At 68.3% G+C, this 17,897-nt stretch carries 15 protein-coding genes and 2 tRNA genes; 12 read left to right on the plus strand and 5 right to left on the minus strand.

All coding sequences use genetic code 11. From position 1 onward, the window contains the following. Positions 1-191 precede the first annotated feature (191 nt). From ABIE19_RS04565 to ABIE19_RS04590, 6 genes are all read left to right on the plus strand, one after another. Positions 192-2,195, plus strand: coding sequence for an acetyl/propionyl/methylcrotonyl-CoA carboxylase subunit alpha (locus ABIE19_RS04565; RefSeq protein WP_354087947.1), 2,004 nt, complete (start codon positions 192-194; stop codon positions 2,193-2,195). Further along, positions 2,192-2,530 carry a hypothetical protein gene (locus ABIE19_RS04570; RefSeq protein WP_354087948.1) on the plus strand — a complete coding sequence of 113 codons (339 nt, stop codon included), beginning with the start codon at positions 2,192-2,194 and terminating at the stop codon, positions 2,528-2,530. Before ABIE19_RS04565 ends, ABIE19_RS04570 begins: the two co-directional genes overlap by 4 nt. Before the next feature lie 42 nt (positions 2,531-2,572). Continuing rightward, positions 2,573-2,971: a DUF1489 family protein gene (locus ABIE19_RS04575; protein ID WP_354087949.1), complete on the plus strand. Its 399-nt coding sequence runs from the start codon at positions 2,573-2,575 to the stop codon at positions 2,969-2,971. A 63-nt stretch (positions 2,972-3,034) separates the two neighbouring features. Next, positions 3,035-4,375 carry an MATE family efflux transporter gene (locus tag ABIE19_RS04580; protein ID WP_354087950.1) on the plus strand — a complete coding sequence of 447 codons (1,341 nt, stop codon included), beginning with the start codon at positions 3,035-3,037 and terminating at the stop codon, positions 4,373-4,375. Between the two features lie 119 nt (positions 4,376-4,494). Further along, entirely contained in the window at positions 4,495-6,204 is a 1,710-nt protein-coding gene (gene metG / locus ABIE19_RS04585; protein WP_354087951.1) for a methionine--tRNA ligase, read from the plus strand. Continuing rightward, positions 6,201-6,929 carry a 2OG-Fe(II) oxygenase gene (locus tag ABIE19_RS04590; protein WP_354087952.1) on the plus strand — a complete coding sequence of 243 codons (729 nt, stop codon included), beginning with the start codon at positions 6,201-6,203 and terminating at the stop codon, positions 6,927-6,929. The genes metG and ABIE19_RS04590 overlap by 4 nt, the downstream gene beginning before the upstream one ends. Before the next feature lie 58 nt (positions 6,930-6,987). Here ABIE19_RS04590 and ABIE19_RS04595 read toward each other — a convergent pair whose 3' ends face one another. Both ABIE19_RS04595 and rlmB read right to left on the minus strand, forming a co-directional pair. Next, positions 6,988-7,833: a TerC family protein gene (locus tag ABIE19_RS04595; protein ID WP_354087953.1), complete on the minus strand. Its 846-nt coding sequence runs from the start codon at positions 7,831-7,833 to the stop codon at positions 6,988-6,990. 64 nt (positions 7,834-7,897) lie between these two features. Further along, on the minus strand, positions 7,898-8,770 hold the full coding sequence (gene rlmB / locus ABIE19_RS04600; RefSeq protein ID WP_435521130.1) for a 23S rRNA (guanosine(2251)-2'-O)-methyltransferase RlmB: 873 nt from the start codon (positions 8,768-8,770) through the stop codon (positions 7,898-7,900). A gap of 147 nt (positions 8,771-8,917) precedes the next feature. Here rlmB and ABIE19_RS04605 point away from each other — a divergent pair. The 6 genes from ABIE19_RS04605 (at position 8,918) to ABIE19_RS04630 (ending at position 13,958) form a co-directional block, all read left to right on the plus strand. Next, positions 8,918-9,001, plus strand: a tRNA-Tyr gene (locus tag ABIE19_RS04605). Between the two features lie 96 nt (positions 9,002-9,097). Further along, positions 9,098-9,171, plus strand: a tRNA-Gly gene (locus ABIE19_RS04610). Positions 9,172-9,232: 61 nt separating this feature from the next. Next, entirely contained in the window at positions 9,233-10,423 is a 1,191-nt protein-coding gene (gene tuf, locus ABIE19_RS04615; RefSeq protein WP_354087954.1) for an elongation factor Tu, read from the plus strand. A 328-nt stretch (positions 10,424-10,751) separates the two neighbouring features. Continuing rightward, positions 10,752-12,323: a PAS domain-containing hybrid sensor histidine kinase/response regulator gene (locus tag ABIE19_RS04620; RefSeq protein WP_354087955.1), complete on the plus strand. Its 1,572-nt coding sequence runs from the start codon at positions 10,752-10,754 to the stop codon at positions 12,321-12,323. 69 nt (positions 12,324-12,392) lie between these two features. Then, positions 12,393-12,527: a hypothetical protein gene (locus ABIE19_RS04625; RefSeq protein ID WP_354087956.1), complete on the plus strand. Its 135-nt coding sequence runs from the start codon at positions 12,393-12,395 to the stop codon at positions 12,525-12,527. A gap of 108 nt (positions 12,528-12,635) precedes the next feature. After that, positions 12,636-13,958, plus strand: coding sequence for a hemolysin family protein (locus ABIE19_RS04630; RefSeq protein ID WP_354087957.1), 1,323 nt, complete (start codon positions 12,636-12,638; stop codon positions 13,956-13,958). Between the two features lie 28 nt (positions 13,959-13,986). On the opposite strand, the gene ABIE19_RS04635 is transcribed toward ABIE19_RS04630, so the two are convergent. From ABIE19_RS04635 to cydD, 3 genes are all read right to left on the minus strand, one after another. Beyond that, on the minus strand, positions 13,987-14,358 hold the full coding sequence (locus ABIE19_RS04635) for a hypothetical protein (protein WP_354087958.1): 372 nt from the start codon (positions 14,356-14,358) through the stop codon (positions 13,987-13,989). A 192-nt stretch (positions 14,359-14,550) separates the two neighbouring features. Continuing rightward, the gene (locus ABIE19_RS04640) at positions 14,551-16,212 is read right to left on the minus strand and encodes an amino acid ABC transporter ATP-binding/permease protein (RefSeq protein ID WP_354087959.1); all 1,662 of its coding nucleotides are present in this window, start codon (positions 16,210-16,212) and stop codon (positions 14,551-14,553) included. Further along, complete coding sequence (gene cydD / locus ABIE19_RS04645; RefSeq protein ID WP_354087960.1) at positions 16,209-17,837, minus strand: thiol reductant ABC exporter subunit CydD; 1,629 nt, start codon at positions 17,835-17,837, stop codon at positions 16,209-16,211. Before cydD ends, ABIE19_RS04640 begins: the two co-directional genes overlap by 4 nt. Between the last annotated feature and the right edge of the window lie 60 nt (positions 17,838-17,897).

The raw sequence follows: 17,897 nt of genomic DNA on the forward strand, positions 1-17,897 counted from the left end.
CTTCCTTCCTCCCCACGTGTGGGGAGGGGGACCACGAAGTGGTGGAGGGGGCGGCGCAAAGGTTCGCCGACTGAGACGCCCCCTCCGTCACGTCGCCTTCGGCGCCGCGCCACCTCCCCATTCGCCTTGCGAACAGGGAGGAGCAAGGTGGAGCAGGGCGCCCATTTGCAAAGGCAGAGTTCAAGACCGCCATGTTCAAGTCCGTCCTGGTCGCCAATCGCGGCGAGATCGCCTGCCGCGTCTTCCGCACCGCCCGCCGCATGGGCCTGCGCACCATCGCCGTCTACTCCGAGGCCGACGCCCAGGCCCTGCACGTGCGGGAAGCCGACGAGGCGGTGCTGATCGGCCCGGCGGCGGCGCGCGAGTCCTATCTGGATGCGGCCAAGGTGCTGGCGGCGGCCAAGGCGACGGGGGCGGAGGCCATCCACCCCGGCTACGGCTTCCTGTCCGAGAACGCCGACTTCGCCGAGGCCGTCATGGCGGCGGGCATCGTCTGGATCGGCCCGCAGCCGTCCTCGATCCGCGCCATGGGCCTGAAGGACGCGGCCAAGAAACTGATGATCGAGGCGGGCGTGCCCGTCACCCCCGGCTATCAGGGCGAGGACCAGTCGGTCGAAACCCTGACGGCCGAGGCGAACCGCATCGGCTTCCCGGTCCTGATCAAGGCGGTCGCCGGCGGCGGCGGCAAGGGCATGAAGAAGGTCGACCGGGCGGAGGACTTCGCCGACGGTCTGGCCTCGGCCCAGCGCGAGGGTCAGTCGTCCTTCGGTGACCCGCGCGTCCTGATCGAGAGCTACATCACCCGTCCGCGCCACATCGAGGTGCAGGTCTTCGGCGACAGCCACGGCAATGTCGTCCACCTGCATGAACGCGACTGCTCGCTGCAACGCCGCCACCAGAAGGTGATCGAAGAGGCCCCGGCGCCGGGCATGGACGCCGCCACGCGCGAGGCCGTCACCGCCGCCGCCGTCCGCGCCGCCAAGGCCGTGAACTATCAGGGGGCGGGGACCATCGAGTTCATCGCCGACGCCTCCGACGGGCTGAAGGCCGACCGCATCTGGTTCATGGAGATGAACACCCGGCTGCAGGTCGAGCATCCGGTGACGGAGAGCATCACCGGCGTCGATCTGGTCGAATGGCAGCTGCGCGTCGCGGCGGGCGAACCCATTCCGCTGAAGCAGGAAGACATCCCGATGAAGGGCTGGGCCATGGAGGCCCGTCTCTACGCCGAGGACCCGGCCCACGGCTTCCTGCCGTCCATCGGGCGGCTGGATCACTTCGTCCTGCCTGACGACATCCGCGTCGATACGGGCGTGGAGCAGGGCGGCGAGGTCAGCCAGTTCTACGACCCCATGATCGCCAAGCTGATCGTCTCCGCGGACACCCGCGAGGAGGCGGCCGCCTACCTGGCCGACGCCTGCGCTGACGTCGAGGTTTGGCCGGTCAAGACCAACGCCGGCTTCCTCGCTCGCTGTTTGGAGCATCCGCGCTTCATCTCCGGCGATGTGGACACGGGGTTCATCGCGGCAGAGGCGGACGCTTTGTCCGCCGGGCCTATCCCGGAAATCGTCCGTCAGGGCGGGGTCTTCGTGCTCGCCCACGACGCATTGCTCCAGGACGGCGGCTGGGAGCAGTCGGATGTATGGAGCGCAACGGCTGGCGCTCACGGCCTGCGATTGAACGGCGACCGGCGAGCGAGCCGAAAATTCCTCGTCAACGGCGAACCGGTTGAAGGCGATGCCCACATGCTTCAGGCGCAGGCGCCGCACTGGAAGGACAGATTGTCTTGGAAGGTTCGGACTGGCGGGGCCGAGGCGATTGCACAGGACGACGTGACACGAGTTGTTGTCGATGGGGTTCGCCTGAACCGGACCTTGGGCCTCCCGACCATTCTGTTCCTTGATGGCGAAGCTTTCGAGATCCAGCCCTGGCGCTACGAAGCTGTATCTGCCGGCGGTTCCGCCTCCGACGGCGGTCTGCGCGCGCCCATGCCGGGCAAGATCGTCGCCGCGCTGGCCAAGGCCGGCGATGTCGTGACCAAGGGCCAGCCGGTCGTGGTGCTGGAGGCCATGAAGATGGAGCACGCCCTGACCGCGCCCTTCGACGGCGTGGTGGCCGAGTTCAACGTCGCCGTCGGCGATCAGGTCACGGACGGCGCGGTCCTGGCCGTGGTGAAGGCCGAGGAGACGAAATGATCCTTGCGGCGATGATGGCGACGGCGCTTCTGGGCGCCGACCTGACCGACCTGCCTGCGGCGTCCCAGGCGGACCTGCAGTGCATGGGCCTGTTGGCGGTGGCGATCGACGACCCGGCTCTGTCGGATGCGCTCAGGCAGCAGTATTCGGGCGGCATGATGTATTATCTGGGCCGTCTGGAAGGCCGTGATCCCCAGGCGAACTGGATCCGGCGGATGCTGGACTATACGGACAACACCCCGGTCCAGCAGGTTCGGTCGCACAGCCAGAGGTGCGGGCGTGAGCTGATCGCCAAGGGCCAGGAAATCTTCACCCTGCTGGACCGGGTGCCCTGAGCGGGTCTGGTCATCGCGACGCGGGATGACTAGTTGGGCGTCATGCCCCTTCACCTGATCAAGCTGTGCGTCGGCGTTTCCGAGGTCGAGACGCTGGAGGCGAACGCCGCGCGTTCCGACTGGCGGATCGTCCACACCCGCATGACGCCCAAGCGGGCGGCGGAGATCGAGGACGGCGGCTCTCTCTATTGGGTCATGAAGGGCTCCGTGACCTGCCGCCAGCGCATTCTGGAGATCACCACCCTGGGCGAGGGCAAGGCCAGCCGCTGCGAGATCCGGGTGGATTCCCAGGTCATCCGCACCGCGCCCCTGGCCCGGCGACCCTTCCAGGGCTGGCGCTATCTGGAGGCCAAGGAGGCGCCGGGCGACCTGTCCACGGCCGATCCCACCGATCTGCCGGACGACCTGGTGCGCGAACTTCGGGAACTGGGCGCCTGGTAGGCGCCCGAGGCGGCGGTAAAATCATTTGACCCGCGCCCGCGCGCATGGCTGTTGCGGCCTCCGATGACCAAGGCCCTGTTCAGCTTCAAGACCCGCGAAACCCTGTCCGAGCTGCTGAAGCTGGCCTGGCCGGTCGTGCTGGCGCGTCTGGGCATCATGACCATGGGCCTGACCGACGCCATCGTCGTCGGCCACTACGCCAGCCGCGAGCTGGCCTATCACTCCCTGGCCTGGGCGCCGTCCTCGGTCGTGTTGACCACGGCGGTCGGCCTGATGATGGGGGTGCAGGTCATGACCGCCCGCCTGCTGGGCGAAGGTCGCAAGGACGAGGTCGGTGCCGTCCTGCGGCGGGGCATGGTCTATGCGCTGCAGATCGGCGTCGTCGCCATGATCGGCCTGCTGCTGCTGGGGCCGTTCGGCCTGGTGCACATGGGGCTGGAGGACGGTCTGGGCGAGGGCGCGACGCCCGCCCTGATGGTCTTCGCCCTGTCCATGCCCGCCTATCTGATCTCGGTCGCGGCCCAGTTCTTCCTCGAGGGCCTGCATCGGCCCAAGGCCGGCATGGTCGCCATGTGGGTGGCCAACGCCGTCAACCTGGCCCTGAACCTGATGCTGGTGCCGGACCTGCTGGGCATCGGCGTGCACGGCGCGGTCGCCTCGGCCTGGGCCACCTTCGGCGCGCGCACGGCTCTGGCCATCTTCCTCGTCATCTTCATCCTGCGCCTGCCCGAGGCGCGGGCCCTGGGTATTTTCAGCAAGCCCAAGCGCGACAAGGCGGTCGAGCGCGAGCAGATCAAGGTCGGCGTCGGCGCTGGTTCGTCCAACTTCATCGAAGTGGGCGCCTTCGCCGCCATGACCCTGTTCGCGGGTCAGCTGGGCGCGGCCGAGACCGCCAGCTGGGCCGTGGTCATCAACGTCTCCGCCATCGTCTTCATGGTGCCCATGGGCCTGTCGTCGGCCACCGCCGTCCTGGTGGGTCGGGCCTATGGCGCGGGCGACAAGGCCGGCGTGATGCGCAGCGGCCTGTCGGGCATAGGCGTGGTGACGGTCCTGGCCTTCATCATCGCGGTCGGCCTGTGGCTGGCGGCGCGACCCGTGGTCGGCGCCTATACGACCGACCCGGCCATCCTGGCCATCGCGGCCCCGGCCCTGGTCCTGGCGACCCTCTTCTTCGTCGCCGACGCCCAGCAGGTGGTCGCGGCCCAGGCCAACCGCGCGGCAGGCGACGTGGTCTGGCCGACGCTGATGCACCTGCTGTCCTACGGCATCATCATGATCCCTCTGGGCTGGTGGCTGGCGCACCGCATGGGCGTGGACGGCATCGTCTGGTCGGTCATCGTGGCCAGCCTGATCTCGGGCGCCCTGCTGACCGGGCGGTTCGTGCGGATCGCGCGGAGGCTTTGATAAGTGGCGAGTGGCGAGTATCGAGTGGCGAGCGAAACGCATTAATGCGCTGCTCGGTGTTGCGATAGGTCGCCACACTCGCCACTAACCACTCGCTACTCGTCACTTTCTGGAAAATCATGGCCCGCATCCTCATCACCTCGGCGCTGCCCTATATCAACGGCATCAAGCACCTTGGGAATCTGGCCGGGTCCATGTTGCCCGCCGATGTCTGGGCGCGGTTCATGCGGGCGCGCGGGAACGACGTCCTCTATGTCTGCGCCACCGACGAACACGGCACCCCGGCCGAGCTGGCCGCCGCCGCCGCGGGGCAGGACGTCCGCACCTATTGCGACGAGCAGCACGAGGTGCAGCGCCGCGCCGGCGAGGCCTTCAACCTGTCGTTCGATGTCTTCGGCCGCAGCTCCAACGCCCCGAACACCCGCCTAACCCAGTATTTCGCCAAGGTGCTGGAGGAGAAGGGCCTGATCGAGGAACGGGTCGACCGGATGATCTATTCGATCGACGACGCCCGCTTCCTGCCCGACCGCTATGTTGAGGGGACCTGCCCCCACTGCGCCTATCCCAAGGCGCGGGGCGACCAATGCGACAACTGCGGCCGCCTGTTGGATCCGACGGACCTGATCGAGCCCTATTCGGCGGTGTCGGGCAGCCGCAACCTGGAGGTTCGCGACACGCGCCACCTCTATCTGCTGCAGACCAAGGTGGCGGACGAGGTGCGCGCCTGGGTCGACGCTCGCTCGGAAGGCTGGCAGCCGCTGGCTCGTTCCATCGCCTACAAGCATCTGGACGAGGGCCTGATCGACCGCGGCATCACCCGCGACCTGAAGTGGGGCGTGCCGGTCGTCGGTCCGGACGGCGGGCCGCGTCCGGGCATGGAGGGCAAGGTCTTCTACGTCTGGTTCGACGCCCCCGTCGAATACATAGGCGCGACCGAGGAGTGGGCCGACGCCAACGGCGGCGACTGGCGCTCCTGGTGGCGTCTGGACGAGGGCGCGGACGACGTGCGCTACGTCCAGTTCATGGGCAAGGACAACGTCGCCTTCCACACCGTCAGCTTCCCCGCCACCATCCTGGGCTCGGGCGAGCCGTGGAAGACGGTCGACCAACTCAAGGCCTTCAACTGGCTGAACTGGTACGGCGGCAAGTTCTCGACCAGCATGGGCCGAGGCGTCTTCATGGATCAGGCGCTGGATCTGCTGCCCGCCGACTACTGGCGCTGGCACCTGACGGCCTATGGCCCGGAGCATTCCGACGCCGCCTTCACCTGGGAGCAGTTCCAGGCGACGACGAACAAGGACCTGGCCGACGTCCTGGGCAACTTCGTCAACCGCATCGTCAAGTTCACGGAATCCAAGTTCGACGGCGTCGCGCCCGAGGGCGGCGAGGCCGGCGCGCTGGAAGACAAGCTGGCGGCCGACGTCAAGGCGGCCCTGGCGACCCTGACCTATGAGTTCGAGGCCATGGAGTTCCGCAAGGCGGCACAGGCGGCGCGCGCCCTGTGGGTTCTGGGCAACGAATACCTGCAGGAAGCCGCCCCCTGGACGGCGCTGAAGACGGATCGTGATCGCGCCGCCGTGGTGGTGCGCACCGGCCTGTCGCTGATCGCCCTGTTCGCCCGCGTCACTGCGCCCTTCATGCCGGAGGCGGCGGCCCGCATCGCCGCCACGGTGGGGGCGACCGACCTGTCCTGGCCGGACGTCGAGGGCGATCTGCTGAATCTGGTTCCCGCCGGCCGCCCGGTCGCCGCGGCCCAGGTTCTGTTCGCCAAGATCGAGGACGCCCAGGTCGCCGAATGGACCGAACGCTTCGGCGGCGCCGAGGGGTGACGGCCGGCGCGCACAGCCCGGCCCTGGCCGACCTGTCCGAGGAGCGGCGCGCGAGCGTGCGCGAGCGTCTCGCGGCGACCGGCCGGGCCCAGGTGCTCGACATCCTGTCGCCGGCCTCGGCCCAGGCCCTGCACGCGGCGGCCTGCGAGGCGGACTATAACGTCGTGACTCGACGCGGGACCGGCCATGTGGACCTGCCGAGCGCTTGGTTGGCCTCGCTTGAGCCCGCACAGAAGCAGGCCCTGGGCCAGGCGATCCAGTCGGCCGCGACGGACGGCTTCCAGTATCTGTACGACAACCATCCGGTCTTCGACCTGGTCCAGACTGGGCAGGCGGCGCCGATCTGGACAGACCTGCTGGCCTTCCTGAACGGCGAGGCGTTTCTGGGCCTGATGCGCGACCTGACGGGCGAACCGCGCATCGCCCTGGCCGACGCCCAACTGACCCGCTTCCGTTCCGGGCACTTCCTCACCGAGCATGATGATCACGTCGAGGGAAAGAACCGCTACTTCGCCTATGTGCTGAACCTGACCCCGGCCTGGCGGATCGACTGGGGCGGGCTTCTGGCCTTCCATAGCGCAGACGGCAATGTGGCCGAAGCCTTCACGCCGCGCTTCAACGCCCTGAACCTGCTGCGTGTCCCCATGCCTCACTCCGTCACCCAGGTCGCCCTGTCGGCCGGAGCGGAACGGATCTCGGTCACGGGCTGGCTGCGAGGCGGCTGAAGGCGGCGACCAGAAAAGAAGAAAGGCCCGGATCGCTCCGGGCCTTTTTTGTTGTCGGTCAGTGGGCGGCAGGCGGCGCTTCGGGCGGCGCGGCTCGCTGTTCGCGCGCGCCGGGCAGGGCGGCGGGGGTGGCCTGCTTGCTGCCCGCGCCGGCGTGTTTCATGTGCTTGGCCTCTTCCTCCGCGCCGATGTCGAGGAAGGCCGGGGCCGAAGCGTTGAACTGTTGCGTGTGGCCGGTGCGGACGATGACCGAGCGGCCGCCGTCCCAGATCATGTGCAGGGCCACATAGAGGACGATGGCCAGGCCGATGTAGGCGATCCAGCGATAGCGGTTCAGCAGCTTGGCGATGAAGCTGGCGGCCAGGCCCATCAGGGCGATGGACAGGATCAGGCCGAAGACCATGATCCACGGGTGGTCGTGGCTGGCGCCGGCGACGGCCAGGACGTTGTCCAGGCTCATGGTCAGGTCGGCGATCATGATCTGGATCAGGGCGGCGCCGAAGGTCTTGCGCTTCAGGCCCAGTTCCTCGGGCGAGGGACCGCCGCCGTGTTCGATGGCCATGGCCCGTTCTATCTCGGCCTCGGCCTCCGCCTGGTCATGGGTGGCCTGCTCGCGCAGTTCGCGCCACATCTTCCAGCATACCCAGAGCAGCAGGAAGCCGCCCGCCAGCAACAGGCCGACGATGGCCAGAAGCTGAACGGTGATCAGAGCCAGGCCGATGCGCATGACGACGGCGGCGGCCAGGCCGATCAGGATGGCCTTGCGGCGCTGTTCCTGGGGCAGGGCGGCGGCGGCCAGGCCCACGGCCACGGCGTTGTCGCCGGCCAGGACCAGGTCGATCATCAAGACCTTGCCGAGGGCGGTCGCCTGGCTGACGAGTTCGGGATTCGAGAGAAATTCCATCCCGGTTTCCTAAACCGGGCTACGGGCTGCGCCAAGTCGCCGCAGCCCGTGTTCGCGCGCGGGATCAGCCTCGCTGGGCGCGTGACGCCTCATACAGGGCGATGGCGGCGGCGTTGGAGACGTTCAGGCTTTCGAACCCGCCCGGCATGGGGATCTTGGCCATGACCTCGCAGTGTTCGGCGACCAGGCGGCGCACACCGTCGCCCTCGGATCCCATGACGATGACGGTCGGGCGGGCGTCCAGCGCCTCTTCCAGAGTCAGTTCCGCCTCGCCGTCCATGCCCACGGCGCGCCAGCCCAGATCGGCCAGCTTCTCCAGGGCGCGGCTCAGGTTGGTCACGCGGGCGCAAGGCAGGCGTTCGGTGGCGCCGACCGCCGCCTTGGCCAGGGCGCCGGCCAGGGCGGGCGAGTGCCGATCCTGCACCACGATGCCCCGCGCACCGAAGGCCAGGGCGGAACGGAAGACGGCGCCGACGTTCTGCGGATCGGTCAGTTGATCGAGCATGACGATGATTCCCTGGGCCGGCTCGGCCAGGTCCTCCAGGGCCACGCCCTGCAAGGGCTGAACCTTGAAGACCATGCCCTGGTGCACGGCGCCGGGCGGCAGCATCCGGGTCAGGGCCGTCGAATCGACCACTTCGATTCGGTGGCCGTTCGCCAGATTTTCCCGTTCGATTTCAGCGGCGCGGTCCTCCGTGACCATCAAACGGCCCGTTCCGCGGCGCGCCGGATTGGCCAGGGCGGCTAGGACAGGGTGGCGCCCCCAGATAAAATTATCCGCATCAGCCTTGTTTCGCGGGGGCTTGGAGGCGGAATCGCCCCCGGAACGGCTGATCGGCGCGGCCGACCGACCTTTCTCGGCCCGGCTTTCGCCGCGTTTGTGGAAAGATTGTTTTTTACCGGTTTTCCGGTCGTTGCGTTCTGGAAATGACGACACTATAAGACGGCCTCCGATTTGGGCCCCAGGGCTTCGGGTCAGGCGCTTCCTCTACTGCAGGCGTCGCCGGACACGAAGGCTTTCGCGACGAAAATGATCGAAAGATCGCTACGTTGCGTATCCAGACCGGTTTTGAAAACGCGCGCTGGGGGAATGTCCCGAGTGGCAAAGGGGGCGGACTGTAAATCCGCTGCGAAAGCTTCGAAGGTTCGAGTCCTTCTTCCCCCACCACGCGCGTTTCAAGATCGAGAGGACGGGAACTCCAGAAAGGAATCGGGTGCGGAAACGCCGACCTCTTAAACAGGGTCGGGGCAACGCATTCTTCGCGCGGGTATAGCACAATGGTAGTGCAGCAGCCTTCCAAGCTGAGGATGTCGGTTCGATCCCGTCTACCCGCTCCAGGTTTCTTGAACTGAGCAGAAGCGCCCCTCCGCTTTGGACCCGGGCCACAGGAGTTTGGCCATGGCCAAGGAAAAGTTCGAACGCACTAAGCCGCACTGCAACATCGGCACGATCGGTCACGTTGACCACGGCAAGACGACGCTGACGGCGGCGATCACGATCACGCTGGCGAAGTCGGGCGGCGCGACGGCGAAGAACTATGCGGACATCGACGCGGCGCCGGAAGAAAAGGCCCGCGGCATCACGATCAACACGGCGCACGTGGAATACGAGACGGCGAACCGTCACTACGCGCACGTGGACTGCCCCGGCCACGCCGACTACGTGAAGAACATGATCACGGGCGCGGCTCAGATGGACGGCGCGATCCTGGTGTGCTCGGCCGCTGACGGCCCGATGCCGCAGACGCGCGAGCACATCCTGCTGTCGCGTCAGGTCGGCGTTCCGGCGCTGGTGGTCTTCCTGAACAAGGTGGACATGGTCGACGACGAAGAGCTGCTCGAGCTGGTCGAGATGGAAGTTCGCGAACTGCTGTCGTCGTACCAGTTCCCGGGTGACGACATCCCGGTCGTCAAGGGTTCGGCCCTGGCCGCTGTCGAAGGCCGCGACGCCGCGATCGGCGAAGAAGCCATCCTGAAGCTGATGCAGGCCGTGGACGACTACATCCCGCAGCCGGAGCGTCCGATCGACCAGGCCTTCCTGATGCCGGTCGAAGACGTCTTCTCGATCTCGGGCCGCGGCACCGTGGTCACGGGTCGCGTCGAGCGCGGCATCGTCAAGGTCGGTGAAGAAGTCGAGATCGTCGGCATCCGTCCGGTCCAGAAGACGACCTGCACGGGCGTTGAAATGTTCCGCAAGCTGCTGGACCAGGGTCAGGCCGGCGACAACGTGGGCGTGCTGCTGCGCGGCACCAAGCGTGAAGACGTCGAGCGCGGCCAGGTGCTGTGCAAGCCGGGTTCGATCACGCCGCACACGAAGTTCGTGGCCGAAGCCTACATCCTGACGAAGGAAGAGGGCGGCCGTCACACGCCGTTCTTCACCAACTACCGTCCGCAGTTCTACTTCCGCACGACCGACGTGACGGGCATCGTGAAGCTGAAGGAAGGCGTTGAGATGATCATGCCCGGCGACAACGCCGAGCTGGACGTCGAGCTGATCACCCCGATCGCGATGGAAGAGAAGCTGCGCTTCGCCATCCGCGAAGGCGGCCGCACGGTCGGCGCCGGCGTGGTGTCCAAGATCGTCGAGTAATCGATCGATCCGGCCCTTAACGGCCGAACAGTAAGCGTAACAGAGCGGCCCTTGGAGCAATCCAGGGGCCGTTTTGCCGTCAGACCTTGGGCAGTGCGCAGGCGTGGCAGGCTAGTAGAGCCCCTGAAGCAGAGCGAAATGGCAGGTCAAGCGATCAGGCAGAGTGTAAAATCCGATTTCACATCCCCTTTGAATTCGGGCGTCCAGGTTTGATCTGGATTAAAATGTCTATTTTTATAATGGGATAACGGCGACTCCTTCCCCCACGTTAAGAATGTAGTGGTGAAGCTTGACGCATGAAATGGTCCGGACAAGGAAGGCTCGGATCATGGGCGATATTGACTGGCCGCGCAGGGCAGGGCTCTCGGCGACCCTGGACGAGGCGGCGATCGTGGCGATTACCGATCGGGCCGGGCGAATTCTCTACTGCAACCAGAAGTTCGTGGACGTCAGCGGCTATCAGCGGGCGGAGCTGATCGGCCAGACCCATCGCCTGGTGAACTCCGGCGCCCACCCCCGCGACTTCTTCCGGACCCTGTACCGCACCATAGCGCGGGGCGAGGTCTGGCGTGGAACCATCGAGAACCGCAACAAGAACGGCCGGCTCTATTGGGTGGACACGACCATCGTGCCCAATCTGGACGAGGACGGGCGGCCCGAAACCTACACCGCCATCCGCTTTGAGGTGTCGGACCACATCCGCGCCCTCCAGGCCCTGGAGATCGCGCAGGAGGAGGCGCGACAGGCGGCCCAGGTGCGCGATCGTTTCTTCGCCAACGTCAGTCATGAGGTGCGCACGCCCCTGAACGCCGTCCTGGGTCTGGCCTCGGCCCTGGCGCATACGGAACTGACCGAGCGGCAAGGCCACATGCTGTCCTTGATCACGGGCGCGGGCGACGCTCTGCGGCGCGTGCTGGACGACATGCTGGACCTGTCCAAGATGCGGGCTGGCCAGTTCCGCCTGTCCCCCGCGTCCTTCGACCTGCGCGCCGACCTGGCCGCCGTGGTCGAGATGCGGTCCGCCGTGGCGGAGGAGAAGGGGCTGGACCTCTCGGTCGTCTTCACCGACGCGGCCGCCGGCCGGGTGCTGGGCGACGGCGTCCGCATTGCGCAGATCGTCTCCAACCTGGTCTCCAATGCGCTGAAATTCACCTCGACCGGCGGGGTGGAGGTGCGCGTGGACTTGACCGAGGACGGCGGCGATCGTCTGCGCATCGAGGTCGAGGACTCAGGCATCGGCTTCGACGCCGAAACCGGCGCGCGCCTGTTCCGTCCCTTCGTCCAGGCCGACGACGCCATCTCGCGCGAATACGGCGGAACGGGCCTGGGTCTGTCCATCTGTCGTTCCCTGACCGAACTGATGGGCGGGGAGATCACGGTCCGCTCCGAGCCGGGCGCGGGCAGCGTCTTCACCGTCGTCCTGCCGATCGAGCGCCTGAGCGCGGAGCTGTCGCCGGCCCTGGACGACGCCGCCGCCGAAGCGCAGCGCGCCATGCGCATCCTGGTGGTCGAGGACAATCTGGCCAATCAGATGGTGGTGCGCTGTTTGCTGGAGCCCCTGGGTTTCCAGATCGACACCGCCGACGACGGACGCGAAGGCGTGGAGTGCTTCCGCGACGGCGGCTACGACATGATCCTGATGGACATGCAGATGCCGGTGATGGACGGTCTGGAGGCCATAGCCGGCATCCGCGAGGAGGAGGCGAGGGACGGCAGGGCGCGCACCCCCATCGTCATGCTGACCGCCAATACGGCCGAGGCGCACAAGGAACGGGCCATGCGCGCGGGCGCCGACGCCCTGACCGCCAAGCCGGTCACGCTGGAACTTCTGCTGGACGGCTTGAGCCGGGGAATGGCCGCCGCCGCCGAGGCGAACGAGACCGCCGCCGTCGCCGCCTGACGATTCCTCTTGCGGAACCCGGTGTTCGGAAGGACGTTGCCGAGGGTTGTTAACCATTTGGCAAGCCTGATGCTGCGCGCGATCCGGACGGGACTTTTCATCGGCCTGGTCATAGGCATGACCGCCTGCGCCACGGCGCCGGCCAGGGAAGGGCGGTCCGATTCCGGACTATACGGCTCCATCGGCGTGGGACGAACGCACTGAAGGCCCGCTTCATTCCGCAACAATCACTGGCGCGGAGCGGCGTTCAGCCTTAGTGTGCGGGAGCGGACGCCGGTAGTCGCGCCGCGCCGCGGGTAAATCCCCCCTCCGATGTTGACCATCGCTATCGCCGTCGTGCTGCTGCTTGTAGTGCTGAACGGCTTGTTCGCCATGACCGAGCTTGCGGTCGTCTCCTCGCGCAAGTCCAAGCTGCAGAGCCGCGCCGAGCGCGGAGACCGCGGGGCGCGCGCCGCCCTGAAGTTGTCGGAAGAGCCGACCCAGTTCCTGTCGGCGGTCCAGGTTGGCATCACCCTGATCGGGATTCTGGCGGGCGCCTATGGTCAGGCGACCATCGCGGGCGAGCTGGACCGGATTCTTGAGGCGAGCTTCCCCGTCCTGGCGCCCTATTCGCAATTCGCCTCGACGGCCCTGGTGGTCGTGCTGATCACCTATGTTTCGCTGATCGTCGGCGAACTGGTGCCCAAGCGGCTGGCCCTGATCTTCCCCGAGACCATCGCCTCCAAGATGGCGGCGCCGATCTCGACCATGGCCCTGGTGATGAAGCCCTTCGTCATGCTGCTGACGGCTTCGACCTCGGGCATTCTGAAGGTTCTGGGCGTCAAGGACCGCGACGGTTCGGACGTCACCCAGGAAGAGGTCGAAAGCATCCTGGCCGAGGGCGCCTCGGCGGGCCTGATCGAGCCGGAAGAGCAGGAGATGATCGAGGAGATCCTGCGTCTGGGCGACCGCGCCGTGCGCGTGGCCATGACGCCGCGTCACGAGGTCTTCTGGATCGCCCTGGACGACCCCGAGGAGGTGCGCCGTGAGGAAATCCGCACCTGCCCCTATTCGCGGATCGTGGTCGCCCGAGAGAACGACGTCGATAATCCCCTGGGCGTGGTCCACAAGAAGGACCTGCTGGACGCCCTGCTGACCGACGGCGTCTACGACATCGAGAAGTTGGTGGCCGAGCCCGCCTTCATCCCGCAATCGACCTCGGTGCTGAAGGCGCTGGAGATCCTCAAGGGCTCCAAGGTCCATATGGCCTTCGTCGTCGACGAATACGGCGCCTTCGAAGGCGTGGTCACGGCCACCGATCTGTTGGAAATGATCGCCGGAGACTTCAACGAGAGCCACGACGAGCAGGACCTGTCGATCCGCAAGCGCGAGGACGGGTCCTGGGCCGTGGACGGCCAGGCGGATCTGGACGAGCTGGGCGACGAACTGGGCGAGGACTTCGGCGAGCACGAGAGCTTCCACACCGTCGCCGGCCTGGTCCTGCACCACCTGTCGCGTCTGCCCCAGGAAGGTGAAATCCTGCAACTGGGCCGGTTCGAGGTCGAGGTCATCGACATGGACGACCGCCGCATCGACAAGTTGCTGTTCAAGCCCATCATTCCTGGACAGGAAGAGCGCCGGACCGACGTCGACTGAGGCGCCGCATCGGGCCGGCTCGGACCGGTCAGTTCTTGTCGACCGGACGGCTCAGGGTGACGCGATAGGGGTGCATGACCCCGTCCGCGTCGGCGACCGAGACATACTCGCCGGGCGTGAAGGCCTCGTCCTCCAGCCGGAAGCCCGTAGCGTCGTCCGCCTCGCCGGGAAAGTCGAACATCCAGCCTCTCTCGGCGTCACGGACCAGCCTGCCGACGGCCAGGGTCTCGTTGCGGATGAAGCGGCGCACGCGGGTCTGGTCCGGCTCGGACTCGGCGGCGGCCGCGTCCAACCGGTGCGCGGCGTCCAGGGGCAGGACCAGGTCATAGCCGACGGCGTCGTCGCCGTTGGGACTGCCGGGCTCGCGCGCCAGCTCCAGGCGGATATGGCGGCGGCTCACTTGCGGCCCTCGCCCATGTTGCTCCAGACCGACACGAAGCCCAGCACGCCCATCAGGACGAGAAAGGCCGAGGCGAGGGCGGCGACGAAGGGAACGGCTTCAGCAGGCATGGGAATTCTCCTTTGATCCCAGCAAAGCCGGTTCGCGGGAGGGCCGCCTTGATGAAGATCAAAGCCCCGCCTTGAATCGAGGTCAGGCGGCCTGTTTCCGGTCGTCGAGGGACAGGCGCACGGCGCCGTTCGCAGCCAGGCCTTCGACCTTCAGTCGTTGATCGCACAGGTCCAGGGGGGCGGGGCGGTGGCTGATCAGGATCAGACCCTGCCCGGTGCGTTCCAGCCGCTGCGTAAGCCGCTCCAGAACCCGGGCCTCGGTCGCGGGGTCCAGGCCTTCGGTCGGTTCGTCCAGAATCAGCCAGGGCGCGGTGCGCAGATAGGCGCGGGCCAGGCCCAGACGTCGCCGTTCCCCGCCCGACAGGCGGGTGCCGTTCTCGCCCAGGGGCGCGTTCAGGCCCAGGGGCGCCGCGCGAACCCGTTCCGCCAGGTCGGCGTCCTCCAGGGCAGCCCACAGGGCGGCCTCGTCCGCATCAGGCCGGGCCAGCAGCAGGTTCTCGCGCACTGTCCCAGCCAGCAGCACCGCCTGCTGCGGCGCATAGGCGAACAGGGCGCGGGCGGCGTCGGGCGACGCTTCGGTCGCGTCGGCCTCGCCCAGAATGACTTCGCCGGCCACGGGCGCGCGAAGCCGCATCATCCGCTCGACCAGCGTGGTCTTGCCCGACCCCGACGGTCCGACCACGGCCAGCCGTTGCGGCGGGGCCAGAGCCAGGTCGGCGGCGGTCAGGACGATCTCCGGTCCGGATGGAACCGCATCGGGCGTCTCGCCGGGCTCCAGCAGGTCGCCCAGGCGTCCGACCGCCGCCTCGACCGCGCCGTTCTGGCGGAAGGCGGTCAGCAGGGCGCCGGCGCTTTCCACCGTGGTCACGGCGGCCAGGATCGCCAGGGCGACGAAGGGCGGCGGCGTCGAACCGGCTGTCGCCAAGACGCCGGCGACCGCCAGGGCCATGGCGACGGTCTGGGTCAGCATGATCCAGCCGCCCGCCGCCGTCAGCCGCTCGGTCGCCCGTTCCAGCGTCGCCCCTTGCTCGGCCAGGCGGTCGATCGCCCAACCGCGCACGCCATAGGCCTGAAGCTCGGGCGCCGCGGCGGCCAGGGCGGCGAAACGGGTCTTGAAGTCGCCCGAGGCGGCCTGGACCGCGCGTCCCGCCGATTCGGCCAGGCGACGGCCGACCAGGGCGGCGGCGATCATGCCCAGCCCGGCGGCCAGGGCGATGACCAGGGCAGGCTTCCAGCCGGCCAGGACCGCCATGCCCATGCCTGCGGCCAGGCCGGCCCCGACGCCCCAGGGGGCCGACAGGCGGACGAAGCGGTTCTGCACCGCATCGACGTCCTGCATCATCCGGGCGGAGGCCTCGCCCCCCGCCAGGGACAGGGCGCGCTCGACCGGTCCGCGCGCCACGCCCTCGAACAGGCGGGGCCGCATGGCGGCCAGGGCGTTCAGGGCCGCGTCGTGGCCGGTCACGCGTTCGCCGTATCGCGACCCGGTGCGGATGATGGCCAGGAAGCGGATCAGGGCGCTTGGCATCATGTAGTTGAAGCTGTGCGCCGCGGCCGATCCGGCCGCGCCCGCCAGGGCCGAGGCCGTGATGAACCAGCCTGATATTCCCAGCAGCAGGACTGCGGCGGCCGACACCAGGGCGGCGGTCACGGCGGCGGCCAGCAACAGGCCCGCCTGGCGCTTCTCCTGCGTGCGGATCAGGCCCTTCAGGCGGGCGACGCCCTCGGTCGGATGCGCCCTCACAGCCGCACCACGACGTCGGCCATGGCGGCGACGGCCTCGGAATGGGTGGCGATCAGGGTGGTGCGGCCCTGGGCCGCGGCGCGGATGACGGGCAGAAGGGCGGCTTCGGCCTCCGCGTCCAGGTTGGCGGTCGGCTCGTCCAGCAGCAGCAGGGGGGCGGGCTTCAGGAAGGCGCGCGCCAAGCCCAGGCGGCGGCGTTCCCCGCCCGACAGGCCGCCGCCGCGCTCGTCGATGGGGCGGTCCAGATCGACGGCCAAGTCGCTGGGCAGACCGGCGCAGGCTGCGGCTTCCATGATGCGGGCCATGGGGGCGCCGCGCCAGGCCAGGGCGATGTTGTCGGCCAGGCTGCCGGGCACGACCACGGGCGCCTGTCCGGCCCAGCCGATCCAGTGGGTCAGGTCAGGGCGTTGCGACAGCCGGGCCTCTCCAACCTCGACCTCGCCCTCGCTCAGCGGGGCCAGGCCGAGGAAGAGGTGGAGCAGGCTGCTCTTGCCCGATCCGCTGGGCCCGACCAGGGCGACGATGGCGCCGGGCGCGATCTCCAGGTCGAAGTCCTTCAGGACCGGCGCGCCGGGCTCATAGGCGACGGAGACCCCGCGAAAGGCGACGGCGGGCGCGGCGGCGGGCGCCGGCGGGCGGCTGGGTCGCGCCTCGGGCGCCTCGATCAGGCGGCGCAGGGCAGGGACGGCCGACTCCGCGGCCTGGCGATCATGATAGGCTGCCGACAGCCGCCGCATGGGGGCGTAGACCTCGGGCGCGAGGGCCAGCAGGAAGAAGGCCTGGGTCAGGCTCAGTTCGTCCGGCGCCGGGAAGGGCAGGAGCTTCAGAAGGTTGAACCCGCAGTAGACCGCCACCAGTGCGACGGCCAGGGCGGAAAAGAACTCCAGCACCGCCGAGGACAGGAAGGCGACTTTCAGCACTCGCCCCGTGCGCCGCGCCAGGTTGTCGGAGGCGTGGGCGATCACCGCCGTCTGCCGGGCCTCGGCCTGGAAGGCCAGGACGGCGGGCAGGGCGCGCACCCGGTCCAGGAACAGGCCCGACAGGCGCTCCATGGCCTGGAACTGACGCCGGCTCTCGGCGCCGGCCGCCATGCCGGTCAGGGCCATGCCCAGGACGAAGGGCAGCAGGGTGAAGATTAGGATGCCCGCCGTGAACGGACTGACCACGGCCGCAGCCGCGATCAGCAGCAGGGGAGAGACGCCCGCCGCCAGCCGCGCGGGCAGGAAGCGCGAGACATGGCCGTCCAGGGCCTCCACGCCCTCATGGGTCGCGGTCATGGCCTCGGCGTCGGACAGGCGGCCGTTCAGGGCGCCGTTCAGGGCCTGTCGCCGGATGTCGCCCTTGACCGCCCGCGCCGCCCGCGCGCCCACGACGACGGCGCACTGGGTCAGCAGGCCGCGCGCGATCAGGGCCGCGACCGCCAGGGCCGCGCCGGGAACGGCGGCCTCCATCCCGCGCGGCAGGGCGCCGACCGCCAGGGCCAGCCCCGCCGCGAAACCCACGGCCGGGATCACGTCCGCGATCACCAGGCCGGCGGCCAGGGTCATGACGCGCTTGCGCGGCGCCAGTGCGGCCTTCAGCCAGGCGGCCGGGGCGACGTCTGCTTCGATCGGCTGGGCCGTCATCCTGTCTCCTGCTCCTCGCGCGACCAGACATGGATCGCCGCGAAGGCGCATTGGGCGAAT

The sequence above is a fragment of the Brevundimonas faecalis genome, from assembly GCF_040549405.1.
In the GTDB taxonomy this organism is placed as follows: Bacteria; Pseudomonadota; Alphaproteobacteria; order Caulobacterales; family Caulobacteraceae; genus Brevundimonas; species Brevundimonas faecalis.